The sequence below is a fragment of the Micromonospora sediminimaris genome, from assembly GCF_016863575.1.
In the GTDB taxonomy this organism is placed as follows: domain Bacteria; phylum Actinomycetota; class Actinomycetes; order Mycobacteriales; family Micromonosporaceae; genus Micromonospora; species Micromonospora sediminimaris.
Window position 1 is genome coordinate 14,296 of the sequence record NZ_BOPD01000031.1, and the last position, 22,844, is coordinate 37,139.

The window sequence follows — 22,844 nt, forward strand, 5'->3', positions numbered from 1 at the left end:
CGATCCGCCGGAGGACCAGTGCCGCTGCTCTACACCATCGGCAAGCTCACCGTGGGGCCCGCGATGCGGCTGGCGTTCCGTCCGACGGTGGAGGGGCTGGAGCACATCCCGGACAAGGGCGGCGCGATCTTCGCCGGCAATCACCTGTCGGTGGCCGACGAACTGTTCCTCGGCACGGTGGTGCCCCGGCACCTGGCGTTCTGGGCCAAGTCGGAGTACTTCACCGGCACCGGCGTCAAGGGCCGCTTCTCCAAGTTCGTCCTCACCGGTCTCGGTGCGATTCCGGTGGAGCGGGCCGGCGGGCGTGCCGCGCTCGCCGCGTTCGACGCCGCCATCCCGGCGCTCAAGGGCGGCGACCTGGTGGTCGTCTACCCGGAGGGCACCCGTTCGCCGGACGGGCGACTGTACCGGGGGCGCACCGGTGCGGTCCGGCTCGCCATCGCGGCCGGTGTGCCGATCATTCCGGTGGGCATGATCGGCACCGAGAAGGTGCAGCCGATCGGCGCCCGGGTGCCGCGCCCCTTCACCGGCAAGATCACCGTCAGGTTCGGCAAGCCGCTCGACTTCACCGGCCGGCCGGACGACCGGCTGTCGCTGCGGCAGATGACCGACGAGATGATGGGTGAGATTCAGAAGCTCACCGGCCAGGAGTACGTCCCCCGCTACGCGCCGCCGCGGGCCCACCCGCCGGTCACCGGGGAAGCCGACGCCCGCTGAGCTGTCCCGCCGGCTGCGCCGCGGCGTGCGATCAGCCGTCCGTGGTGACGATCTGGTCCCGTAGGGTGCCCAGCAGCCGGGAGCTGTCGTTGACGGAGAGCCCGGTGAAGACCCCGGTGGTGATGCTGCCGTGGTCGACCGAGGTGCACACCACCGCACCGAGGCCGTCGGTGCGTCCCACCGCGCAGCGTTCGTGGCGGCCCCGGACACCGGTATCCATGATCTGCGTGTCGCCGAGTGCGTACTGCTCTTTGAGGCGCTCGATCTCGGCGTCGGCGTCCGCCGACGGGGTGAACCGGAAACCGGTGCCGCCGAAGACGGTCACCCGCTTGCCGTTGCTCGTGTGGTAGATCCCGGCGAAGGTGCCCTCGGCCAGCCAGTGCGCCTCGCGCATCTGGGTCTCCAGCTGCCGCGCGTCGCGGGTGCTGCGCGGGTCCTCGCGTAGCCGTAGGTCGGCCACCTGTTGCGGCAACGCGGCCTTCGCCGGGTACTGGCTGGCCATCGGCACGCCGTAGTAGGCCGGGCAGCCGCAGCAGCAGGCCAGGGTCAGCAGCAGCAACCACGGCCAGCGGCGACGTTTGCGGACCGGCACCGGGACGTACCCCGCGGGCGGCTGCCAACCCGGTGGGGGTGCGACAGGTCCAGCCTTGGCCTTCTTCCTGCCCCGCCGACCTCGCGGCGGTGGTGGTGCCGGTGGGCCGGCCGGGACGGGCGGGTAGGGCCCGGGTGGTTGCGGCTGCTGTGGCGCGACCGGCGCGGGCTGTGGCGCGACCGCCGGGGGTTGTGGCTGTGGCGCGACCGCCGGCGGCGGAAGGGGCGAGACCGGTGCCGGGGAGACCGGGGGCCCGGAGTACGGCCGGGTCGGGGGCGGGCTCGGGTAGGACAGCGTCGGTGGCAGGGCGGGGAAGTCGGTCGAGGGAAGATCCCAGCCGCTGGTGTCGACACCGGCCCACGGATCGACAGGAGTCTGATGCTCCGGTTGCGGCACCGGGGTTGCCGGCGGCGGGGTGGGCTCTGCCGACTCGCCCCAGCCGCGTCGGCGCGGTGCCGACGGCGGTACCGGCGCCGAGCCGCTCCAGCGCGGGGCGGCCGCCTCCGGCGCGGACTCGGGCAGCACCCGGGTGCCCTGCGGACCGACCTGCGCCGCCGACGCCTGGTCGTCGTCGGAGACGCCCCCGGTGGGCCCTGCGTCGGTCGGCGGGCCGACCTTGGTGGGTCCGCCGTCGGTCGGTTCGGTGTCGGCCGGCCCGTTTCCGGCCGGCTCGGCGTCGTCTGGCCTGGCCGACCGGTCGACGGCCGTGGCCGGGTCGGTGGGCAGTTCGTGGGTGACCGCCGGCTCCCCGTCCCGGTGTTGATCAGGACGGCTCCCGTCGACCGGCCGGTCGGCTCCCGGCTGCGGCTCCGGCATCGCGGCAATCTCCTCTCGCGCCGGTCCGAGGTTAGTACCGGTGTGCCACCGGGACCGACTCGGGATGAGGGAAAGGCCGGTGCGAGCGGCGCCGCCGGTAGACGCCGTTCACCGATGGTGGCCGTATGGGCACCCTTAGTCTCGGCCTATGCCCGAGTCAGGGACGACGTCCGGTGCGCCGCGGGTCAGCGAGATCGGCCGGATGACCGGCTTCAGCGACGGGGTCTTCGCCATCGTGATCACCCTGCTGGTGATCGAACTCCAGGTTCCCGACCATGCGCCGGGAGAACTGCTCCACGCCCTGTTCGAACAGGCTGCGGCGTACCTGGCCTTCCTGCTCTCCTTCGGGTACGTCGGCGTGCTCTGGCTCAACCACCACACCCTGCTGCGCCTGATCTGCGGAACCACGCTCGGCCTCAACTGGATCAACCTGTGGCTACTGCTCGGCGTGGTGATCATTCCGTTCCCGACCTCGGTGCTCGCCGAGGCCTTCGCCCACGCCGGCACCGACCGTGACCGCCGGGTCGCCGTGCTGCTCTATGCCCTCGTCGCCGCCGCGATGTCCGCCCCCTGGCTCGCCTTCTTCGCCTACCTCCGTCGGCACCCGATGTTGCTCAGGGAGGGGATCGACCGGGCGTTCGTGTCCAGGCAGCGGATCCGGCCGGTGGTCGGCATGGCGCTCTATCTCATCGGTGGGGCGCTGGGCTGGTTCGTCAGCCCGGTCATCGGACTGGTCGGCATCGGCGTCATGATCTTTTTCCACGCGGTGACGAGCGAGGGTGTCCGGCGGGGGCGGTCACGTCGGCGTACGACAACCTGACCGGTTGCGCTCGCCCCGTCGGCGCGGCTGGCGATGGAGCACCGCGTACCCTTGGGCATCATGAGCGTCCCGTCCACGACTTCGCGTCCCGTCGCGGCCAACTCCGTGTGGCCCCGGCTGGAGCCGCTGCTGCCCCAGGTGACCAAGCCCATCCAGTACGTCGGTGGCGAGCTGGGCGCGGTGGTCAAGGAGTGGGACGCGGCGACCGTACGGTGGGCGCTGATGTACCCGGACGCGTACGAGGTGGGGCTGCCCAACCAGGGCGTGCAGATCCTCTACGAGGTGCTCAACGAGCTGCCGGACACCCTCGCCGAACGGACGTACGCGGTCTGGCCGGACCTGGAGAAGCTGATGCGCGCCCATGGCGTGCCGCAGTTCACCGTCGACGCCCACCGCCCGGTCCGCGACTTCGACCTGTTCGGCGTGTCGTTCGCCACCGAGCTGGGCTACACCAACCTGCTCACCGCGATCGACCTGGCCGGCATCCCGCTGCTCGCCGCCGACCGCACCGACGCCGATCCGGTGGTCGTGGCGGGTGGGCATGCCGCGTTCAACCCCGAGCCCATCGCCGACTTCGTCGACGCCGCCGTGCTCGGCGACGGCGAGGAGGCGGTCCTGGAGATCACCGGGATCGTCCGGGAGTGGAAGGCCGAGGGCAGCCCGGGAGGCCGGGACGAGCTGCTGCTGCGGCTGGCGCGTACCGAGAGCGTCTACGTACCGCGCTTCTACGACGTGGACTACCTGCCGGACGGCCGGATCCAGCGGGTCGTGCCGAACCGGGCGGACGTGCCGTTCCGGGTGCACAAGCGCACGACGATGGACCTGGACGCCTGGCCGTACCCGAAGAAGCCGCTCGTCCCGCTGGCCGAGACGGTGCACGAGCGGTACGCGGTGGAGATCTTCCGGGGCTGCACCCGGGGTTGCCGGTTCTGCCAGGCCGGCATGATCACCCGGCCGGTGCGGGAACGCTCGATCACCACCGTTGGGCAGATGGTGCAGCAGGGGCTGGAGTTCTCCGGCTTCCACGAGGTGGGCCTGTTGTCGCTGTCGTCGGCCGACCACTCCGAGATCGGTGACATGTGTTCTGGCCTGGCCGAGCAGTACCAGGGCACAAATGTCTCGCTCTCGTTGCCGTCCACCCGGGTGGACGCGTTCAACATCGAGCTGGCGCAGGAGCTGTCCCGCAACGGCCGGCGGACCGGTCTGACCTTCGCCCCCGAGGGCGGGTCGGAGCGGATCCGCAAGGTGATCAACAAGATGGTGTCGAAGGACGACCTGATCCGTACCGTGGTCACCGCGTACACCAACGGTTGGCGGCAGGTGAAGCTCTACTTCATGTGCGGTCTGCCGACCGAGACGGACGACGACGTCCTGGAGATCGCCGACATGGCGCACGAGGTCATCCGGGCCGGTCGTGCCGCCACCGGCTCCAAGGACATCCGGTGCACCGTCTCGATCGGCGGGTTCGTGCCCAAGCCGCACACCCCGTTCCAGTGGGCGGCCATGGAGCGGCCGGAGGTCATCGATCACCGGCTGAAACTGCTCAAGCAGGCCATCAACGCCGATCGCTCGTTGGGCCGGGCGATCGGTTACCGCTACCACGACGGCGAGCCGTCGCTGATCGAGGGCCTGCTCTCCCGAGGCGACCGTCGGGTCGGCGCGGTCATCCGCCGGGTCTGGGAGAACGGCGGACGGTTCGACGGCTGGAGCGAACACTTCTCGTACCAGCGCTGGGTGGACGCGGCGGCCGAGGTGCTGCCCGCTTTCGGGGTGGACCTCGACTGGTACACCACCCGGGAGCGCGACGAGCTGGAGGTCCTTCCCTGGGACCACCTGGACTCCGGCCTGGACAAGGACTGGCTCTGGCAGGACTGGCAGGACGCGCTCAGCGAGTACGAGCAGGACGACTGCCGGTGGACGCCCTGCTTCGACTGCGGCGTCTGCCCGGCGATGGACACCGAGATCCAGATCGGCCCGACCGGCCGGAAGCTGCTCCCGTTGACCCCGGTCAACGGCCTGAAGCTGTCCGCCGGCGCCCAGCAGTAGCCCGGCGCCACGGGTGGGGCCCGACACCGAGGAGCACGACGATCAGTAGGAAACCACAGCCCGAGGGGGGCCAGGCACCGGTCGTCCAGCGCGTCCGGATCCGGTACGCCAAGCGTGGCCCGCTGCGGTTCACCTCGCACCGGGACTTCGCCCGGGCCTTCGAGCGGGCGCTGCGCCGGGCCGGCGTACCGGTCGCCTTCTCGCAGGGTTTCACCCCGCACCCGAAGATCTCGTACGCCAGCGCGGCGCCGACCGGGGTGGCGAGTGAGGCGGAGTACCTGGAGGTCGGCCTGCGTGAGCCGGTCGATCCGGAGCAGTTGCGGTTGGCGCTGGACGCAGCGCTCTCGCCCGGCCTCGACGTGCTCGACGTCGTGGTGGCCAGCGGTGCGAGCCTGCCCGACCGGATCGAGGCGTCCCGCTGGCGGATCGAGCTGCCGCAGGTGGATCCCGACGTGCTGGCCAAGGCGGTGGACGCCTTCACCGCCGCCGACGAGGTGCTGGTCGAGCGCATGACCAAGCAGGGACGGCGCACTTTCGACGCCCGTGCCGCAGTCATCGACATCGATGTGATCGCCGCATCGGCGACGCCTTCCGGGGACCCGGCCGTACCGTGTGCGATACTCGAACTGGTCGTGCGGCAGGTCACCCCGTCCGTACGGCCCGATGACGTCCTTTCCGGCTTCCGCGTGGTGGCCGGCCTGGAGCCGCCGGTGGCCCCGAAGGTGATCCGGCTGGCTCAGGGCACGCTGACCGCGCAGGGTGCGATCGTGGATCCGCTGGACGCGGACCGCGACGGGGCAACCATCGGCGGGCGCTGACCGACGGTCGGCGTCCAGGCAGGCAGACTTCGCCGGCGCGCACCCTGTGCGCCCGGGGAAACACCTTTTGCGGCAACCCTGCGTGGCAGCGCTCACCCGCGCCCGGGGAAGCCAGAACTGGAGAACGTCCATGCTCGAGAACGAGCCCGAGGGCAGCGAACGGGCCGGCATCAATCCGGCCGACGAGAGCGGCACCGCCGAGGCGGCCGGATCGCCCCCGCCGCAGGAGGTGGCCGAATCCGGTCCGGTCGCTGACCCGCCGGTGGAGATTGCCGGTGCCGTGAGCGGCACCGCCGACCTGGATGGCGCGACCGACGGAGAGCCGGCCCCGCGTCGTCGGGCGACTCGCCGCCGGGCCACCTCGGTCAGCCGGCCCGAGCAGACCGACGCGCCGGTGGAGGCGTCCGGTGCCGCGGCGGCAGGTAGCGAGGAAGCTCCCCAGGCCGAGGTTTTCGCGCCGGTTTCGGGTGATCTCGACCCGGCCGCAAAGACACCGCGACGCCGTCGCAAGGCGACCACCGGGCAGAAGGCGGTCGAGGAGCCGTTGGCCGTGGCCGAGGCGGAGGCTGCCGACAGCGACGTGGTGCCGCCGGTCAAGGTGACCCGTACCCGTCGTCGGAAGTCCACGCCAGCCCCCGCCGAGCCGCCGGCCGACGCCGTGATCGAGCCGTCCGCCCAGGTCGAGCCGACCCAGCCCGCCGCCGGTCCCGCACCGGCGGCCGGCACCGACTTCGGCTCCGCCGCGCTGCCCGTCGAGGGCGCCGCCGATCCGGAGCAGGCGGCCGAGCCGGCCGAGAACGCTGCGCCGGAGAGTCCGGTCGAGCCGGTGGGCCCGGACGCTGTGCCGGCCGAACCCGAGGGCCGCTCCCGCCGTCGAAAGGCCGCGCTCACCGCACCGACTGTGCTGTTCATGGCGCCGGAAGAGGTGCTCGCCGCCCGGGCTGCCGCCGCGCAGCCCAGCGTGGAGGAGCCCGCCGAGGAACCGGCCGAGCCGTCCCGGCGTCGTCGGCGGGGCCGGCGGGAGGCCGAGCCGGTGGTGGCGACCGAGACCGAGGAGGAACCCGCCGCGGCGACCGAGGAGGTCGCCGAGGAGGAGGACGAGGACGAGGAGACCGCGGGCGGCCGGCGTCGTCGCCGGCGCGGTCGCCGGGGCCGGGGCCGGGGCAAGGGCGGCGCCGACGACGGCGAGGAGGCCGAGGAGAGCGAGTCTGCGGAGGCCGTGCAGGCCGAGGCGGACGAGCCCGAGGCCGAGTCGGAGGAGAGTGACGAGGCCGAGGGTGACGGGATGACCCGTCGGCGGCGTCGGCGGCGTCGCCGGGGGGCCGGTGACACCGACGGTGCCGCCGACGACGGTGTGCCCACCGTGGTGAAGATCAGGGAGCCACGCCGAACGGTCGACGAGGTGCAGGGCGTCTCCGGCTCGACCCGGCTGGAGGCCAAGCGGCAGCGCCGTCGGGACGGCCGCGAGCAGCGCCGTACCCGCCCGCCGATCCTCAGCGAGTCGGAATTCCTGGCCCGCCGCGAGGCGGTCGACCGGGTCATGGCCGTGCGCCAGCGTGGCGACCGGACGCAGATCGCCGTGCTGGAGGACGGCGTCCTGGTCGAGCACTACGTCACCCGCAGTTCCGCCGGCACCATGGCCGGCAACGTCTACCTCGGCAAGGTGCAGAACGTCCTGCCGAGCATGGAGGCGGCGTTCGTCGACATCGGCCGAGGTCGCAACGCGGTCCTGTACGCCGGCGAGGTCAACTGGGACACCACCGGCCTGGAGGGACGGGCCCGCTCGATCGAGCAGGCGCTCAGGTCCGGTGACTCGGTGCTGGTGCAGGTCACCAAGGACCCGATCGGGCACAAGGGTGCCCGCTTGACCAGCCACATCGCGCTCTCCGGCCGGCACCTGGTCTACGTGCCCGGCGGCAATGCGTCCGGGATCAGCCGCAAACTGCCGGACACCGAGCGTAAGCGGCTGCGTGACGTGCTGAAGAAGCTGGTGCCCGAAGGCGCCGGGGTGATCGTCCGGACCGCGGCCGAAGGTGCCAGCGAGGACGAACTGGCCCGGGACGTCAAGCGGCTTCAGGCGCAGTGGGAGGACATCCAGGCCAAGGCGGCCGAGGGCGGCGCGCCGGTGCTCCTCTACCAGGAGCCCGATCTCGTGATCAGGGTGGTCCGCGACCTGTTCAACGAAGACTTCCGCGAGCTGGTCATGGAGGGCGACGAGGCGTACGACATGGTCGAGTCGTACCTGTCGCACGTGTCGCCGGACCTGGTCGCCCGGTTGCGTCGGCACATCGGCACCACGGACGTCTTCGCCGAGTACCGCATCGACGAGCAGATCCTCAAGGGGCTCGACCGCAAGGTCTTCCTGCCCTCCGGTGGGCACCTGGTGATCGACCGGACCGAGGCGATGACGGTGGTCGACGTGAACACCGGCAAGTACACAGGTGCCGGGGGCAACCTGGAGGAGACGGTCACCCGCAACAACCTGGAGGCAGCCGAGGAGATCGTCCGGCAGTTGCGGCTGCGGGACATCGGCGGCATCGTGGTGATCGACTTCATCGACATGGTGCTGGAGTCGAACCGCGAACTGGTGCTGCGCCGGCTGACCGAGTGCCTGGGACGGGACCGCACCAAGCACCAGGTCACGGAGATCACCTCGCTGGGCCTGGTGCAGATGACCCGGAAGCGGATCGGTGCCGGGCTGCTGGAGGCGTTCAGCGAGACGTGCGAGTGCTGCAAGGGTCGGGGCCTGGTCATCCACACCGAACCGGTGCCGGAAAAGCCGCGCTCCGGGGGCGGCGACAAGGTCAAGGCGGTTGCCTCGGCAAGTGCCCCGGCGGCTGAGCAGACGACCGCTTCGTCCCGGCGCCGTGCGCGTAAGGGCACCGCCACGGCGGAGCGGACCGTGGTGGAGGTCACCGAGACCGACACCACGAGCACCGCCGACGCCGACTTCCACGACACCATGGGCTACGACCTGTCGCGTTACGAGACGGATACTCCGGCCGCGGCGGACGTCGCCGACAGCCAGCAGGGCGAGGCGGCACGGCTCGCCGCCCCGGACGACCCGGACGCGCTCGGCGACACCGACGAGGAGGAGGGCGGCACCGGTCGGCGCCGTTCCCGCCGCGGGGGCGCGCGTCGCCGTACCCGGCCCTGACCGTCGGTAGGGCAGCTCGGCCCGCTAGCGGGCAGACGACGGTTCGACAGGTCCCGTCCGGCGGTGATGTCCGCCGGGCGGGGCCGTCCCGTATGGTCGATGAGCGGTCGCCGTGGCCCGGCCGGGGCTTACCCCGTGCCTGGGGCACGCGGGGGTAGACGCGGCCGCCGGAGGAGGAGACGATGCGCCGACCGCTCGCCGTCGCCGTGGCCACGGCCGCACTGCTCGTCGGCACCGCCTGCTCGGCCGAGCGGCCCGACGCGGGCGAACCGTCCGCCCCGGCCTCGACGGGTGTCGACGTCACCACCGGCCCGGCGACGCCCACCCCGGAACAGCCGGTGGCGACCCCCGCACCCGGGGCGGCAGGCGGAAACGCCCCGGAGGTCTGCGCCGCCGCCCAACAGGCCAGCGGTGACGCGGGGAAGAAGTACGTCGAGCAGCTCGCCGCGATGGCCACGGCGACCGGCGCGGGTGACACCGCCGACGCACAGGCCGCCGGCCGACGGGCCGAGGCGGCCCTGGCCGACTGGGAGAAGGCGCTCAGAGCACAGGCGGCACGCGCCGACGACCAGCGGCTCAAGGAGCTGCTGACGGAGTTGTCGACCGAGGTCGGCCAACTCGGCACCGACATCGAGGCGCTTGAGGGGACCGCACTCGACCGGTTGCAGCAGCGCCTCGACAAGCTCTGCGCCCGCTGACCGGCCCGGCCCGGTTTGGGCCTCGGCCCGACCATGGCGTACGCTAACCTGCGGCGCACTTTGGTGTGCCGAGTTCCCGCGTGCCCGCGCCGCCGTGCTTCTGCTGCCCGGCGAGCCGCCGTGGGGACGACCGCCAGCAGCCTCAACGACAGGGAGTCCGCCTCCGATGTACGCGATCGTCAAGACCGGCGGCAAGCAGTACAAGGTCGCCGAAGGCGACGTGATCGAGGTCGAGAAGCTCACCGGTGCCCCCGGTGACGCGGTGAAGCTCGCCGCGGTGCTCCTCGTCGACGGTGACGACCTGGTGACCGACGCGGCGAAGCTCGCTCAGGTCGAGGTGTCCGGCGAGATCGCCGCACACACCAAGGGCCCGAAGATCCGGATCCACAAGTTCAAGAACAAGACCGGCTACCACAAGCGCCAGGGTCACCGCCAGCCGCTGACCCAGGTCAAGGTGACCGGCATCTCCAGCGGGAAGTAGGTCGTCCTCCAATGGCTCACAAAAAGGGTGCGTCCAGCTCGCGTAACGGTCGTGACTCCGCGGCCCAGCGACTCGGCGTGAAGCGCTTCGGTGGTCAGGTCGTCAGCGCGGGTGAGATCCTCATCCGTCAGCGTGGCACCAAGTTCCACCCCGGTGACCTGGTCGGCCGCGGCGGAGACGACACGCTCTTCGCGCTGGCCGCCGGTGCGGTCCAGTTCGGCACCAGGCGCGGTCGCAAGACCGTCAGCATCGTGCCGCAGCAGTAGCTGTCCGGCGTAAGCGGGCCGTGGACCTGATGTCCCGGCCCGCTTCGCCTTTTCTCGCGTAGGGCCGGGCCCTGCTGGAAGGATTACGTCGTGACGACGTTCGTTGACCGGGTCGTCCTGCATCTGCAGGCCGGCGACGGCGGGCACGGCTGTGTCTCGATCCACCGGGAGAAGTTCAAGCCGTTCGGCGGCCCGGACGGGGGCAACGGCGGGCACGGTGGCAGCGTCTCCCTGGTGGTCGACCCGCAGGTGCACACGCTGCTCGACTTTCACTTCCGGCCGCACGTCAAGGCGGAGAACGGGCGGGGCGGCGCGGGATCGAACCGGGACGGCGGCAACGGTGCCGACCTGGTGCTCAAGGTGCCCGACGGCACGGTGGTGCAGACCAGCGACGGCACCGTGCTGGCCGATATGGTCGGTGCCGGCACCACCTTCGAGGTGGCCCGGGGCGGGCGCGGCGGCCGGGGTAACGCGTCGCTGGCCAACGCGCGCCGCAAGGCACCCGGCTTTGCCGAGCTGGGTGAGCCGGGCGAGCAACTGGACGTGGTGCTGGAGCTCAAGAGCGTCGCCGACGTCGGTCTGGTGGGGTTCCCGTCAGCCGGTAAGTCGTCCCTGATCTCGGTGATCTCCGCCGCCAAGCCCAAGATCGCCGACTATCCGTTCACCACACTGGTGCCGAATCTCGGCGTCGTACGGCTCGACAACCACACCTTCACCGTCGCCGACGTGCCCGGGCTGATCCCGGGCGCGGCCACCGGCAAGGGGTTGGGGCTGGAGTTCCTTCGGCACGTCGAGCGCTGTGCCGTGCTGGTGCACGTCATCGACACCGCCACTCTGGAGCCGGGGCGCGACCCGTTGGCCGACATCGACACCATCGAGGCGGAGCTGGCCGAGTACGGTGGGCTGGCCGACCGGCCCCGGCTGGTCGCGCTGAACAAGGTCGACGTGCCGGACGGCCGTGACCTCGCCGAGATCGTCCGACCCGACCTGGAAGCGCGTGGTCTGCGGGTCTTCGAGGTCTCCGCGGCCACCAGGGAAGGGCTCAAGGAACTCACGTACGCGATGGCGGAACTGGTGGAACAGTCGCGAGCGGCGGCACCACCGGCCGAACCGACGCGGATCGTGATCCGGCCGAAAGCGGTCGACGACGCCGGCTTCACCATTGAGCCCGAGGATGACGGCTCGTACACGGTGCGCGGTGTCCGCCCGGAGCGCTGGGTGCGTCAGACGAACTTCGACAACGACGAGGCGGTCGGCTACCTCGCCGACCGGCTGGCCCGTCTCGGCGTCGAGGACCAGCTGGCCAAGGCCGGTGCCCAGCCCGGTGACCTGGTCCGCATCGGCGAGCGGGAGTTCGACTGGCAGCCCACCCTCTACGCCGGTGCGGAGTTCGTCCCGGGTGCCCGGGGCCGTGACGTCCGGCTGGAGGAGAAGCCGACCCGGGCCAGTGCGGCCGAGCGGCTGGCCGCCCGCAAGGCTCGCCGGCAGCGACCGGCCGACGAGGTCGAGCCGGCACCCGCCGGCAGGGATGACGCCGAATAGCTTGATGCGCTCCGAAATGGGGACGACTGTTGGAAACCCTCGCGAAATTTCGTCGCCCTAGCGTGGAGTGATGCTGATCCAGTCCCGCCCGCTGGCGGATCCGGAGGTCGCCGCCCTTGCCGCGGCCGAGCAGCGCGAGCTGCGTGAGTTCACGGGCGGCGCCGCCGGGCGGGACATCGGCACGCACCGTGACACCTGCTGGCTGACGGTCGTGCTCGCCGGCCGGGCGGTGGCGTACGGCGGGATCCGAGTCCGCGACGACGACACCGGCGAGTTGGAGCATCTGTACGTGCGCCCCGCCTACCGGCGTCGCGGTGTCGGCCGGCAACTGCTTGCCGCGTTGGAGGAGTTGGCGTACCAGCGGGGGCACTCGCTCGTCCGGGTGGAGACCGGGCCGTACCTGTCGGTGGCTGTGACGTTCTTCCGGGCCTGCGGGTACGAGCCGGTTCCCGGAGCCGGTGGGCCCGGTGGCGGGCTGTATCGGAGGTGCTTCGCCAAGCGGCTGCCGGTACCGGCCTGAGCCCGCTCAGGGGCGGTCGAACGGGCGGTCGAGGCGGCCGTCGCTGCCGCCGGCCCTCGCCGACAGCAGCAGCCCGAGCAAGAGCATCCCGAGGCCGAGTCCCAGGTGCAGCCAGTTGTCCGCGTCGTTGAGCGGGATGAAGTTCGCGCCGCTCTCCTCGCCGACGGCCAGCCCGTAGATCCACAATCCGAGGTAGAGCACACCGCCTGCGATGAGATAAAGGCGGGCACCGGCCACCCTGCGGGCCAGCGCGAGCCCGGCCACGGCGAAGCCGAGATGCAACAGGTTGTGCAGGACCGAGACCTGGAAGAGACCGAGGAGCCGGGCACCGGAGTGGTGTCCGGCGAAGGTCATGTCGCCGTAGCCGGTGGTGATGCCGGGCACGAACCCGAGCACCCCGAGGAGCAGGAACACTCCCGCCACGACCAGGGCGGCGAGTTGGACCCGGGTGCGCGTGGCCCCGCCGCCCACTGCCCGACGCGCCATCGATGTCACCTCCGTGGATCCGCGAGACGGAACTCCTGACAGCTGGACGCCATGCTCCGTGAGGTCGCCCCGCCGATCCTTCATCCTGTCGCTCGTCCCGGCCGATCCGCAGGGAAATTCCCGATCGAGCACGGCTGGCCGATCGCAGCGTGGGCCGATCGGCGACAGCGGCGGGCCCGGCCGCCGGGTTCAGCCGACGCGCCGCACGGCGGTGACCACGAAGCCGCTGCCGGGCAGCGCCGGCATCCGGCTCAGGTCCACCGCGAGATCCTGCGGCGGTACGTCGTAGCGGATGACCTCGGTCAGCAGCGCCACCGCCCGCTTCATCAACTCGATGGTGATCCACTCTCCGGCGCAGCGATGTCCGGTGAGGTGGCCCCCGCCGCCCTGCGGTATGAGCGTGAACGGGTCGCCCGGCCAGCCGGCGAAGCGCTCCGGTCGGAACCGCTCCGGCTCCGGCCACACCTCGGGGTGATGATCGGTGCCGTAGAGATCCAACAGCACTCGGCGGCCCTGCGGAAAGTGGTAACCCTGCCAGTCGAAGTCCCGCCGGACCCGGGCAGCGGTCACGGGGAAGAACGGGTAGTAGCGGCGCACCTCCTGCACGAACTGCCCGGCGGCCTCCTCGTCGTGGCGTACCCGTTGCCGCCAGGCGGGATGGTCGTGCAGGGCCAGCGCGGCGAAGACCACGAACCGGGCCACCGCGACGGTCGGGCGGAGCACGTTGAGCAGTTCCACTGCGGCGACGCGGCGGGGCAGCCGATGCCCCGCGCCGTCGCGGTGCTCGGCGATCACGCGCAGGGCGGTGCCGTCGGGCGGGGACAGGGCGCCGCCGCGTACCCGCTCGACGAGGTCGCCGGCCCAGTGCTCGCCCCGCAGCCGGCCCAGCCGGCCACGCCAGTGCCGGGGACCGAGCGCGGCGGCACTGTCGATCATGGCCCGTAGGTCGGCGGTACGCCGGTCCAGTTCGCCGTCGCCCAGCGGCACCCCAGCCCAGGCGCAGACCGCTCGGGTCAGCATCGATGCGACCTCGGTGTGCAGGGTCACCGTCCCGGCCAGTTCCCAGGCGGGCAGCCGGGCCTGCCACTCGTCGGCGAAGAGCTGGCCGAGCCGCCGCACCGCCGTCGGAGTCATCAACGACATGAACATGGCCTTGCGGTCGTGGTGGGCGTCGCCGTCGAGACCCTGTACGCCGCCCCGGCCGGTAAGCGTCCGTTGACCGCGAGCCGGCATGGCACCTTCCCGCACGAACCTGTCGGTGTCGTAGAAGAGTTCGGCGGCGGCCCGGCCGCGCAGGCAGATCGTCGGTTCCAGCAACAGGCGGGTCTGGAAGATGTCGGTGCCGTACCGATCGCACCGGTGACCGACGAACTGGTAGCCGGCCCGCAGGAAGGCTAGGGTGCTGTCCGGGCTGCGGTCCGTCGGGATGGTCGCCATCGGGTCCCCTGCTGCCGGGGCGCGGCCGTCGCCGACCGGCCACTCAATCGTCGCGGGTGGTATCTACCCAGGTCAGGGCGGCGCAACCGTGCCAAAGGGTGACAGTGCGGCCGAGCCGGTCAGCTAGGTGAGCTGCTGGCCCCTCCCAGGACCGGGGAAGCCTGGTTTGCTGAATTCGGCGGCGTCGTCGACCTGCCCGGCGGTGCACCGGCCGCCGGCCCGGTTGGGTGGGTACGTCGCCGGACAGGGGTTCGGCGTGCCACGGGGAGGACGGATGTGGGACAACCGTGCGGCGTACTGGCGCTGGCGGAGGGCCGGGACGGCCGGCGAGGATCGGCTACCGCTGGTGGGGCGTCCGCGCCGGCCGTCCCGGCCTGACCGTCATTTCACCGCGCATCTCGGCTTCACCGCTGCCGACCTTGTCGCCGCCCGTGAGGTGGCCGTCGGGTACGCCGAGGCGTTGAGCGTGCTCCGGCCCGAGCTGGCGATCGGTGCCTCCGCCCTGTCGCCGGCCGACGCCTGGCACCGTGCGGAGCGGCTGTTCTGCGGTGCCCTCGGGCCGGACGCCGAACGTTGTGTCGATGTCGCCGGCCACGCCGGTTTCCATCACGCGCCCGGTCCCGGTGGCCTCGGCTGGGGCGACGGTGACTAGGCGAGCGACACCGCGTCCCCGCTCAGTCCAGATCGAACTCGCCGTCCTGGGCGCCCGCGACGAAGGCGTCCCACTCGGCCTGGGTGAACACCAGCACCGGGCCGTCCGGCTCGGCGGAGTTGCGCATGCCGATGAGATCGTCGACGAAGGCGACCTCCACCGCGGCCTCCGAGGTGTCGCCCTCGGCCCGTTGCCAGACCGCCCGGGAGAGGTCGAAGTCTCCCTTGGGGTGCGCTGTCATGGTCCCGTCCTCCAGTACCAGGGGAAATGGGGAAGCCGGTTCGTTCCCTCATCGGGCAGGATAAGCGGATGCCGAGCCTGAGCCGTGCAGAGGCGACCGCGCGTGGCGCGTCGATCACCGTCGAGTCCTACCAGGTGGACCTCGACCTGACCGGGGGCGGTGAACGGTTCCGCTCCCACGTCACGATCCGGTTCCGGGCCACCGGCACCGAGACCTTCGCCGAGGTCAAGCCGGCGAAACTGCTGGCGGTACGCCTCAACGACACCGATCTCGATCCTGCGGCGCTGGACGACAACCGGCTGCCGCTGACCGGCCTGGCGGCGCAGAACACGCTGACCGTCGACGCCGAGATGGCGTACACGAACACCGGCGAGGGGATGCACCGCTTCGTCGACCCCGCCGACGGTGAGACCTATCTGTACGTCATGTCGTTCCTGGACGATGTGCAGCGGGTCTTCGCCGCCTTCGACCAACCGGATCTGAAGGCACCGGTGACGCTGTCGGTGACCGCGCCGGGGCACTGGACGGTGGCGGCCAACGCGGAACTGGCGGCCAACCCGGTGCCGGGTCGCTGGGAGTTCGCTCCCACCCTGCCGATCGCGACGTACTTCTTCACCCTCATCGCCGGCCCCTGGCACGTACGCCGGGACACCCACGACGGGATTCCGCTGGGTGTGTACTGTCGGCGTTCGCTCGCCGAGCACCTCGACGCCGACGCGGCGGAGATCTTCACCGTCACGAAGCAGTGCCTCGACCGGTTCCATCAGCTGTTCGACGAGCGCTATCCGTTCGGCAAGTACGACCAGGCGTTCGTGCCCGAGTTCAACGCCGGGGCCATGGAGAATCCGGGCCTGGTCACCTTCCGCGACGACTACGTGTTCCGTTCGGCGGTCACCGACAGTCAGCGCGAGCTGCGTGCCACCACGATCGCCCACGAGATGGCGCACATGTGGTTCGGTGACCTGGTCACCATGCGTTGGTGGGACGATCTGTGGTTGAACGAGTCGTTCGCGGAATATCTGGGCACCCGGGTCACCGCCGAGGCGACCCGGTTCGACCGAGCATGGACGACGTTCGCGTTGCGCCGTAAGGCGTGGGGATACGCCGCCGACCAGCGCCCCTCAACCCATCCGGTGGCACCGGATCGGGTGGCCGACGCCGCCGAGGGGCTGCTCAACTTCGACGGCATCTCGTACGCCAAGGGGGCCAGTGTGCTGCGGCAGCTGGTGGCGTGGCTCGGTGACGAGGCGTTCCTGACCGGTCTCAACGACCATTTCGCCCGGCATCGCTTCGGCAACGCCACCCTCGCCGACCTGCTCGATAGCCTGGCCGCCAGCAGTGGCCGGGAGCTGACCGACTGGGCGGAGTCCTGGCTGCGGACCGCGCAGGTCAACACGCTGCGGGCCGAGGTGACGGTGGACGCCGACGGCCGGTACGACGAGGTCGTGATCGCTCAGACCGCGCCGCCGACGCACCCGGTGCTGCGCCCGCACCGCATCGGCGTGGGCCGGTACGCCGTGGACGGCACCGCCGAGCGGTTCGAGGTCGACCTCGATCCCAAGACCGGCGACGGCCGTACCCGGCTCGTCGGGTTGGCCGGGGAGCCGGCGGCTGCGGTGCTGCTGCCCAACGACGGCGACCTGACCTTCGCCAAGATCCGCCTCGACGCCGCGTCGGCCGATGCGGTGCCACTGCTGCTGCCCCGCCTGACCGACCCGCTGGCCCGCGCCCTGCTCTGGGGCGAGGCGCTGGACGCGGCGACTGACGGAGAACGGCCGGTCACCGGTCTGGTCGACCTCATCGTCGCGGCACTGCCCGTCGAGACGGAAGTGATCATTGTCGAGGACGTCCTGACGATGAGCCGCGCGCTTGTCGACCGCTATCTCGACCCGCTGGCCCGACGGTCCGCCCTGGCCCGGGTCGCCGAATCCTGCCGGCGACTGCTCGACGGCGCCGCGCCGGGGGAGTCGTTGCAACTGGCCGCCGCCCGGGGGCTGATCGCTGCGAGCACCGACGCCGAGTTGCTCAGCGGTTGGCTGGCCGGCCGGGCCGTGCCCACCGGGTTGGCCGTGGACACCGAACTGCGGTGGGCGCTGCTCGGCCGGTTGGTGGTTCTCGGTGCCGCCGGTGTGGCCGAGATCGAGGCCGAGACGGCAGCCGACCCGAGCGCCACCGGTGCCGAGCGGGCCGCCCGGTGCCGGGCAGCCCTGCCCGATCCCGCTGCCAAGCAGGCCGCGTGGGAGATCATCGTGTCGAACACGGAACTGTCGAATCGGCTGGTCGAGGCGACCGCGGAGGGCTTCTGGCAGCCCGAGCAGGCCGACCTGACCAGCGCCTACGTGGCCAGCTACTTCGCGGACATGCCGGCCGCCGCGCGGCTGCGTACGCCCTGGGTGGCCGATGAGGTGGCGAAGCTGGCCTTTCCCCGTCACGCGGTGTCCCAGCCCACCCGGGAGGCGGCCGCGGCGTTGCTGGCCCGCGACGATCTGACACCGGGGCTGCGTCGGGTGGTCACCGACGCCGACGACGACCTTCGTCGGGCCCTGGTGGCGCGCACGGCGGTGGCCGCCACGAGCGCGTGACGACCGCGGCCGGGCCGGGCCGGAAGGGTGACGGCCCGGCCCGGCCCCGGTCTTGCACGCCCTAGGATCATGGGGTGGAGGAAGACATCCGGCGGATCGGCATCATGGGTGGAACGTTCGACCCGATCCATCACGGTCACCTCGTGGCCGCGAGCGAGGTGGCGGACCGGTTCGGCCTCGACGAAGTGATCTTCGTGCCGACCGGGCAGCCGTGGCAGAAGGCCGACGTCCCGGTCAGCTCGGCGGAGGATCGTTACCTGATGACCGTGATCGCCACCGCCTCCAACCCCCGTTTCCAGGTCAGCCGCGTCGACATCGACCGGGGTGGCCCCACCTACACCGTCGACACGCTGCGCGACCTGCGTGCCCAGTACGGTGCGAAGGCGCAGCTGTTCTTCATCACCGGCGCGGACGCCCTGGAGAAGATCCTGAGCTGGAAGGACCTTGACGAGATCTTCGAGCTGGCTCACTTCATCGGGGTCACCCGGCCGGGTTTCGCGCTGACCGCCGCGCACCTGCCCGCCGACACGGTCAGCCTGGTGCAGGTGCCGGCCATGGCGATCTCTTCCACCGACTGCCGGGCGCGGGTCGCTCGGGGCGAGCCGGTCTGGTATCTGGTGCCGGACGGTGTGGTGCAGTACATCGCGAAACGGTGCCTGTATCGGGAGTGATTCGGCCGTTTCATGCCGTTTTCCGGCTGAAACTGGCGAGTCGAGAATCCGGGCCGTGTGAGAGGCTGGAAACCTCGCACGGTTGATCGAAGGAGAACGGTGACAGTTTCCGAACGCGCTCACGAGCTGGCGATCGTCGCCGCCCAGGCGGCGGCCGACAAGAAGGCTCAGGACATCGTCATCATCGACGTGGGCGACCAACTCGCCATCACCGACGCGTTCCTGCTCGCCGCGGCCCCGAACGAGCGCCAGGTGCTGGCTATCGTCGACGCCATCGAGGAGGCCCTGCTCGACCTGCCGGAGAAGGCGAAGCCGGTGCGTCGGGAGGGCGAACGCGGCGGCCGTTGGGTGCTGCTCGACTACGTTGACGTCGTAGTGCACGTGCAGCACACCGAGGAACGCGAGTTCTACGCCCTTGACCGGCTCTGGAAGGACTGCCCGACCATTCCGTTCGTCGACCGGGACCTCGCCAGCGCAGAGGCCGCCGCCGGATCGGGCGAGTGACCAGGCTGATCATCTGGCGGCACGGCAACACCGACTGGAACGCCGCCAGCAGGGTGCAGGGACAGACCGACGTACCGCTGAACGACCTCGGCCGGGAACAGGCGCGCAGCGCAGCGCCGCTGCTGGCCGCGCTGCGCCCGGACGCCCTGGTCGCCAGCGACCTGAGCCGCGCCGCGGACACCGCCGCCGCGCTCTCCGCGCTTACCGGTCTGCCGGTACGCTCCGACGCCCGCCTGCGGGAGCGGCACTTCGGCAGCTGGCAGGGGCTGCTGCTGACCGAGGTTGCGGAGCGGTTCCCCGGGGAGTACGCCCGCTGGCGGGCCGGAGATCCCGACCCGGGAGCGGACATCGAACCGCTGGACGAGTTGGGTAAACGCATCGGCACCGCGTTGCAGGAGGCCGCCGACCAACTGTCCGGGGGCACCGTGGTGGTGGCCACTCACGGCGGCGCCGCCCGGCAGGGCTGCGGCCACCTGCTCGGCTGGGAGCACGCCGTGCTGCGTGCCGTCGGCTCGCTGCGCAACTGTCACTGGACGGAACTGCGCCACGATGTCGAGCGCGGGTGGCACCTGCGCGCCCACAACGTCGGTCCGATGCAGGCCGGCACCGCCGCGACCGGCACCGCCGCGACCGGAATTCCGGTCTCCGCCGAGCCGGTCTGAGCGGACGCGTCCAGGCAGCCGCCCAGCTTGATCCGCTACGGTGCCCGCATGCCAGTCGCGGTCGTCACCGACTCCACCGCCTACCTTCCACCCGAGCTGCTGCGGGAGCACGCGCTGACCGTGGTACCGCTGACCGTCGTGCTGGCCGGCGTCGAAGGGCTGGAGGGCGTCGAGACCTTCCCGGCGGACGCGACCCGGGCGCTGCGCGCGCGGCGGGTGTCGGTGAGCACCTCCCGCCCGTCGCCCGAGCAGTTCGGCCGGACCTACCGGGAGCTACTGGAGGCGGGGGCGGAAGGTGTCGTCTCGGTGCACCTGTCGGCCGGACTCTCCGGCACGGTCGAGGCCGCCGAGCTGGCCGCCGCCGAACTGGGCGACCGGGTCAGCGTGGTCGACAGCCGTTCCTGCGGCATGGGTCTCGGTTTCCCGGCGATCGCGGCGGCCCGGGCCGCCGCGCGGGGCGCCGACCTGGCCGACGTACGGGCTGCGGCAGAAGCCGCCGTCGGTCGTACCAGCATCCACTTCTACGTGGACACGCTGGAGTTCCTTCGTCGCGGCGGGCGGATCAACGCGGCGGAGGCGTTGCTCGGCACCGCGCTGTCGGTCAAACCCATCCTGCACATGCCCGAGGGACGCATAGTGCTGCGGGACAAGGTCCGCACCGCCAGTCGGGGCATGGCTCGGTTGGTGGATCTCGCCGTCGAGGCGGCCGGCGACGGGCAGGTGGACCTGGCCGTACACCATCTCGACGCACCGCAGCGGGCCGAGGAACTTCTCGACACCCTGACCGCTCGGCTCGGCGACCGGTTGCGTGCGGCGTACGTCTCCGAGGCCGGTGCCGCCGTCGCGGTGCACGTCGGGCCCGGCCTCGCCTGCGTGGTGATCCACCGTAGGCCGGACACCGCCAGCTGACCAGTCGAGCCGTCAGCGCACGTCCGCGCGAGCCGCCGCCGGTGCCTTCGACCCGCTGACCTGTTCGCCGTTGGTGGCGTGGGTGGGCGAGGATTGGTCGCGTGGCCGGGCCTGGGGAGGTGGGGCGGATGTCCTGTGTGGTGACCGGTGGGGGACGCGGGGTCGGGCGCGGCATCGTGGAGAGGTTGCTCGCCGACGGCCGGACGGTCGTGGTGGTCGAGCGCGATCCGGGTGCGCTGTCCTGGGTGGAGGACCACGCCCGAGCCGACCGGCTCGCGGCGGTGGTCGGTGACGCCGGTGACGAGGGCGTCGCCGGGCGGGCCGCCGACCTGGCGGAGCGCTTCGGCCCGTTGACCGGATGGGTGAACAACGCCGCCGTGTTCCGCGACGCCTCGGTGCACGACGCGCCGGTCGGCGAGGTCGTCGACCTGATCACCCGTAACCTGCGCCCCGCCGTGGTCGGCGCCGCGACCGCGGTACGCCGCTACCTCGCCGCCGGCACCGCTGGCGTCGTGGTCAACGTCTCGTCCCACCAGGCGAGCCGGCCGGTGCCGGGCTGCCTGCCGTACGCCACGGCCAAGGCGGCCGTGGAGGGGCTGACCCGGGCGCTGGCCGTCGAGTACGGCCGGCACGGCATCCGTGCCAACGCGATAGCCCTCGGCTCGGTGGCCACCGAACGACACGAGGCGTTCCTCGCCGAGACCGAGCCGGACCAGGCGCAGCGGATCGAGGCGGAGCTTGCCCGGCTGCACCCGGTGGGCCGGATCGGGCAGCCGCAGGACGTGGCGGAGGCGGTGGCGTACCTGCTCTCGCCGGCGGCCGCCTTCGTCAACGGGGTGACCCTGCCGGTCGACGGCGGACGCGCCGTCCTCGGTCTGGACCCGCAGGCGCGCACCGACTGAACCGACGGATCGGCGACCTGCGTCGCACGTGTCGGGCTCGTGCGACGGTCTCGGTCACGACAGGCGGCGGCCCGGCAACGCGCGGAGGCCATAGCAGATCGGGTGCATGATCGGGCTGCTGTCCACAGAGCCTCACGCTGTCCACAGGCGGACCGGCGCGGCGCGCTCGACCGGGCCCCGCCGCCCTAACCTCGCGCCGTGTCGAAGGACGAGGACGAGGAGATGGTGGTCCGGCGGCGTCTGTGGCAACTGATGCCCGGCGCGCTGGACCTGCCGGCGGGCGCTGCCGAACCGCCGATGTCGGGCGGCGACCGGACGGCCCTCGCCGGGTGGCCACCGTTCGCCGAGCGGCCCCCGCCTGTCGACGTGCCCCCGCCCGCCGAGCGGGCCCCGTCCGTCGGCCTGTCCCCGCTCGGCGGGGCGCCGACGCCGGTCACGGAATGGCCGACCGTGCTGCTGCCGCTCCAAGCTGCCGGCCGGGTCGATGACTCCGGTCCCGTTCGCGCCGACGGACCGATCGGGGCCGGTGGCCCGGCCAGCAGCGGCGGGCCGGCCCGGCCCGGTGGTCCGGTTCGGGTCAGCGACGAAGGACCGGTCCACGACGAGCGAGGGCGGACGGTCGACGAGGAGTCGCCGAAGCCCCTTGCGGGGCCGAGTGCTTTCGATCCGGGGCGGCGGGGAGTGCGGGCGCTCGCCGCCGTCGCCGCCCTCGTGGTGCTGGTTGCGGCCATCTGGGCCTGGCAGTCCCGTCCTGAGGTGGAGCCGGTCGTCGCCGAGACCGGCACCGTGGCGACACCGGACGCGTCCGTCGAGGCCGGCGACGAGCCGGCGAAGCCCGGGACGGAGGCGACCGGTGAGCTGGTGGTCGCCGTCGCCGGCAAGGTCCGACGGCCCGGGTTGGTGCGGCTGGCGGCCGGCGCGCGGGTGGCCGACGCCCTGCACGCCGCCGGAGGGGCGTTGCCTGGGGTGGACGTGGCGATGCTGAATCCGGCCCGCAGGATCAGCGACGGCGAGTTGATCCTGGTCGGCGTACCGGCACCTCCGGGCGCGGTGGGGCCCGGGTCCGGAGCTGGCCCGGTGCCGGGCGGTGGACCGGGCGCGGGCGGGCCGGTCAACCTGAACACCGCGACGTCCGCACAGCTCGAAACCCTGCCCGGGGTGGGGCCGGTGCTCGCCCAGCGGATCATCGAGTATCGCGATCAGCACGGCGGCTTCCGGTCCATCGGCGACCTGCGTCAGGTGAACGGAATCGGCGACGCCCGGTACGAGCAGCTCAAGGACCTGGTGACGGTGTGAGGGCGTCGGCCGCCCCGGTCGCACCGTCG

At 71.9% G+C, this 22,844-nt stretch carries 22 protein-coding genes; 18 read left to right on the forward strand and 4 right to left on the reverse strand.

What is annotated here, in order from left to right:
• Positions 1-18 precede the first annotated feature (18 nt).
• Positions 19-717, forward strand: coding sequence for a lysophospholipid acyltransferase family protein (locus tag Vse01_RS22935; protein WP_093407584.1), 699 nt, complete (start codon positions 19-21; stop codon positions 715-717).
• A gap of 31 nt (positions 718-748) precedes the next feature.
• On the opposite strand, the gene Vse01_RS29470 is transcribed toward Vse01_RS22935, so the two are convergent.
• The gene (locus Vse01_RS29470) at positions 749-2,125 is read right to left on the reverse strand and encodes a hypothetical protein (RefSeq protein ID WP_232511335.1); all 1,377 of its coding nucleotides are present in this window, start codon (positions 2,123-2,125) and stop codon (positions 749-751) included.
• A gap of 148 nt (positions 2,126-2,273) precedes the next feature.
• Here Vse01_RS29470 and Vse01_RS22945 point away from each other — a divergent pair, with 148 nt between their 5' ends.
• The 9 genes from Vse01_RS22945 to Vse01_RS22985 all read left to right on the forward strand — a co-directional run bounded on the left by Vse01_RS22945 (position 2,274) and on the right by Vse01_RS22985 (position 12,473).
• Entirely contained in the window at positions 2,274-2,945 is a 672-nt protein-coding gene (locus Vse01_RS22945; protein WP_093407581.1) for a TMEM175 family protein, read from the forward strand.
• Between the two features lie 60 nt (positions 2,946-3,005).
• The gene (locus tag Vse01_RS22950) at positions 3,006-4,991 is read left to right on the forward strand and encodes a TIGR03960 family B12-binding radical SAM protein (protein ID WP_093407698.1); all 1,986 of its coding nucleotides are present in this window, start codon (positions 3,006-3,008) and stop codon (positions 4,989-4,991) included.
• A gap of 98 nt (positions 4,992-5,089) precedes the next feature.
• Positions 5,090-5,809: a TIGR03936 family radical SAM-associated protein gene (locus tag Vse01_RS22955; protein WP_093407695.1), complete on the forward strand. Its 720-nt coding sequence runs from the start codon at positions 5,090-5,092 to the stop codon at positions 5,807-5,809.
• Between the two features lie 130 nt (positions 5,810-5,939).
• Positions 5,940-8,966, forward strand: a complete 3,027-nt coding sequence (locus tag Vse01_RS22960; protein WP_093407578.1) for an Rne/Rng family ribonuclease — start codon at positions 5,940-5,942, stop codon at positions 8,964-8,966.
• Between the two features lie 182 nt (positions 8,967-9,148).
• Positions 9,149-9,664 (forward strand): hypothetical protein, encoded by a 516-nt coding sequence (locus Vse01_RS22965; RefSeq protein ID WP_093407575.1) that lies wholly within the window; start codon positions 9,149-9,151, stop codon positions 9,662-9,664.
• Between the two features lie 166 nt (positions 9,665-9,830).
• Positions 9,831-10,145: a 50S ribosomal protein L21 gene (gene rplU, locus Vse01_RS22970; RefSeq protein ID WP_093407572.1), complete on the forward strand. Its 315-nt coding sequence runs from the start codon at positions 9,831-9,833 to the stop codon at positions 10,143-10,145.
• A gap of 11 nt (positions 10,146-10,156) precedes the next feature.
• The gene (gene rpmA, locus Vse01_RS22975) at positions 10,157-10,411 is read left to right on the forward strand and encodes a 50S ribosomal protein L27 (RefSeq protein ID WP_091197044.1); all 255 of its coding nucleotides are present in this window, start codon (positions 10,157-10,159) and stop codon (positions 10,409-10,411) included.
• 90 nt (positions 10,412-10,501) lie between these two features.
• A complete protein-coding gene (obgE, locus tag Vse01_RS22980) occupies positions 10,502-11,953 on the forward strand; it encodes a GTPase ObgE (protein ID WP_093407569.1) in 1,452 nt (483 codons plus the stop codon).
• A gap of 70 nt (positions 11,954-12,023) precedes the next feature.
• The gene (locus tag Vse01_RS22985) at positions 12,024-12,473 is read left to right on the forward strand and encodes a GNAT family N-acetyltransferase (protein WP_093407567.1); all 450 of its coding nucleotides are present in this window, start codon (positions 12,024-12,026) and stop codon (positions 12,471-12,473) included.
• Positions 12,474-12,479: 6 nt separating this feature from the next.
• Here Vse01_RS22985 and Vse01_RS22990 read toward each other — a convergent pair whose 3' ends face one another.
• Positions 12,480-12,959, reverse strand: coding sequence for a DUF4383 domain-containing protein (locus Vse01_RS22990; RefSeq protein ID WP_093407564.1), 480 nt, complete (start codon positions 12,957-12,959; stop codon positions 12,480-12,482).
• A gap of 189 nt (positions 12,960-13,148) precedes the next feature.
• Positions 13,149-14,396, reverse strand: a complete 1,248-nt coding sequence (locus Vse01_RS22995; RefSeq protein ID WP_093407562.1) for a cytochrome P450 — start codon at positions 14,394-14,396, stop codon at positions 13,149-13,151.
• A gap of 274 nt (positions 14,397-14,670) precedes the next feature.
• On the opposite strand from Vse01_RS22995, the gene Vse01_RS23000 reads away from it, so the two are divergent.
• Positions 14,671-15,048 carry a hypothetical protein gene (locus tag Vse01_RS23000; protein ID WP_093407691.1) on the forward strand — a complete coding sequence of 126 codons (378 nt, stop codon included), beginning with the start codon at positions 14,671-14,673 and terminating at the stop codon, positions 15,046-15,048.
• Between the two features lie 22 nt (positions 15,049-15,070).
• Here the strand turns inward: Vse01_RS23000 and Vse01_RS23005 are convergent, their stop codons facing one another.
• A complete protein-coding gene (locus tag Vse01_RS23005) occupies positions 15,071-15,289 on the reverse strand; it encodes a DUF397 domain-containing protein (RefSeq protein ID WP_093407559.1) in 219 nt (72 codons plus the stop codon).
• Between the two features lie 68 nt (positions 15,290-15,357).
• Between Vse01_RS23005 and pepN the strand changes: the two genes are divergently transcribed.
• From pepN to Vse01_RS23040, 7 genes are all read left to right on the forward strand, one after another.
• Complete coding sequence (gene pepN, locus Vse01_RS23010) at positions 15,358-17,871, forward strand: aminopeptidase N (RefSeq protein ID WP_093407557.1); 2,514 nt, start codon at positions 15,358-15,360, stop codon at positions 17,869-17,871.
• A 74-nt stretch (positions 17,872-17,945) separates the two neighbouring features.
• Positions 17,946-18,542, forward strand: coding sequence for a nicotinate-nucleotide adenylyltransferase (nadD, locus tag Vse01_RS23015; RefSeq protein ID WP_093407555.1), 597 nt, complete (start codon positions 17,946-17,948; stop codon positions 18,540-18,542).
• 99 nt (positions 18,543-18,641) lie between these two features.
• The gene (gene rsfS, locus Vse01_RS23020) at positions 18,642-19,046 is read left to right on the forward strand and encodes a ribosome silencing factor (RefSeq protein WP_093407553.1); all 405 of its coding nucleotides are present in this window, start codon (positions 18,642-18,644) and stop codon (positions 19,044-19,046) included.
• Positions 19,043-19,708: a histidine phosphatase family protein gene (locus Vse01_RS23025; protein ID WP_093407551.1), complete on the forward strand. Its 666-nt coding sequence runs from the start codon at positions 19,043-19,045 to the stop codon at positions 19,706-19,708. Before rsfS ends, Vse01_RS23025 begins: the two co-directional genes overlap by 4 nt.
• Positions 19,709-19,756: 48 nt before the next feature.
• Positions 19,757-20,617: a DegV family protein gene (locus tag Vse01_RS23030; protein WP_093407548.1), complete on the forward strand. Its 861-nt coding sequence runs from the start codon at positions 19,757-19,759 to the stop codon at positions 20,615-20,617.
• 128 nt (positions 20,618-20,745) lie between these two features.
• Positions 20,746-21,519 carry an SDR family NAD(P)-dependent oxidoreductase gene (locus tag Vse01_RS23035; RefSeq protein ID WP_093407545.1) on the forward strand — a complete coding sequence of 258 codons (774 nt, stop codon included), beginning with the start codon at positions 20,746-20,748 and terminating at the stop codon, positions 21,517-21,519.
• Between the two features lie 450 nt (positions 21,520-21,969).
• Positions 21,970-22,815, forward strand: coding sequence for a ComEA family DNA-binding protein (locus tag Vse01_RS23040; protein WP_373870706.1), 846 nt, complete (start codon positions 21,970-21,972; stop codon positions 22,813-22,815).
• The last annotated feature ends 29 nt before the right edge of the window (positions 22,816-22,844 follow it).

What these genes read in the sequence shown, in the direction of transcription:
- Vse01_RS29470 (WP_232511335.1), bottom strand. Translation starts at nt 2,125, where the DNA reads ATGCCGGAGCCGCAGCCGGGAGCCGACCGGCCGGTCGACGGGAGCCGT.
- Vse01_RS22945 (WP_093407581.1), top strand. Translation starts at nt 2,274, where the DNA reads ATGCCCGAGTCAGGGACGACGTCCGGTGCGCCGCGGGTCAGCGAGATC.
- Vse01_RS22950 (WP_093407698.1), top strand. Translation starts at nt 3,006, where the DNA reads ATGAGCGTCCCGTCCACGACTTCGCGTCCCGTCGCGGCCAACTCCGTG.
- Vse01_RS22960 (WP_093407578.1), top strand. Translation starts at nt 5,940, where the DNA reads ATGCTCGAGAACGAGCCCGAGGGCAGCGAACGGGCCGGCATCAATCCG.
- Vse01_RS22965 (WP_093407575.1), top strand. Translation starts at nt 9,149, where the DNA reads ATGCGCCGACCGCTCGCCGTCGCCGTGGCCACGGCCGCACTGCTCGTC.
- rplU (WP_093407572.1), top strand. Translation starts at nt 9,831, where the DNA reads ATGTACGCGATCGTCAAGACCGGCGGCAAGCAGTACAAGGTCGCCGAA.
- rpmA (WP_091197044.1), top strand. Translation starts at nt 10,157, where the DNA reads ATGGCTCACAAAAAGGGTGCGTCCAGCTCGCGTAACGGTCGTGACTCC.
- Vse01_RS22985 (WP_093407567.1), top strand. Translation starts at nt 12,024, where the DNA reads ATGCTGATCCAGTCCCGCCCGCTGGCGGATCCGGAGGTCGCCGCCCTT.
- Vse01_RS22990 (WP_093407564.1), bottom strand. Translation starts at nt 12,959, where the DNA reads ATGGCGCGTCGGGCAGTGGGCGGCGGGGCCACGCGCACCCGGGTCCAA.
- Vse01_RS22995 (WP_093407562.1), bottom strand. Translation starts at nt 14,396, where the DNA reads ATGGCGACCATCCCGACGGACCGCAGCCCGGACAGCACCCTAGCCTTC.
- Vse01_RS23000 (WP_093407691.1), top strand. Translation starts at nt 14,671, where the DNA reads ATGTGGGACAACCGTGCGGCGTACTGGCGCTGGCGGAGGGCCGGGACG.
- Vse01_RS23005 (WP_093407559.1), bottom strand. Translation starts at nt 15,289, where the DNA reads ATGACAGCGCACCCCAAGGGAGACTTCGACCTCTCCCGGGCGGTCTGG.
- pepN (WP_093407557.1), top strand. Translation starts at nt 15,358, where the DNA reads ATGCCGAGCCTGAGCCGTGCAGAGGCGACCGCGCGTGGCGCGTCGATC.
- Vse01_RS23030 (WP_093407548.1), top strand. Translation starts at nt 19,757, where the DNA reads ATGCCAGTCGCGGTCGTCACCGACTCCACCGCCTACCTTCCACCCGAG.
- Vse01_RS23035 (WP_093407545.1), top strand. Translation starts at nt 20,746, where the DNA reads ATGTCCTGTGTGGTGACCGGTGGGGGACGCGGGGTCGGGCGCGGCATC.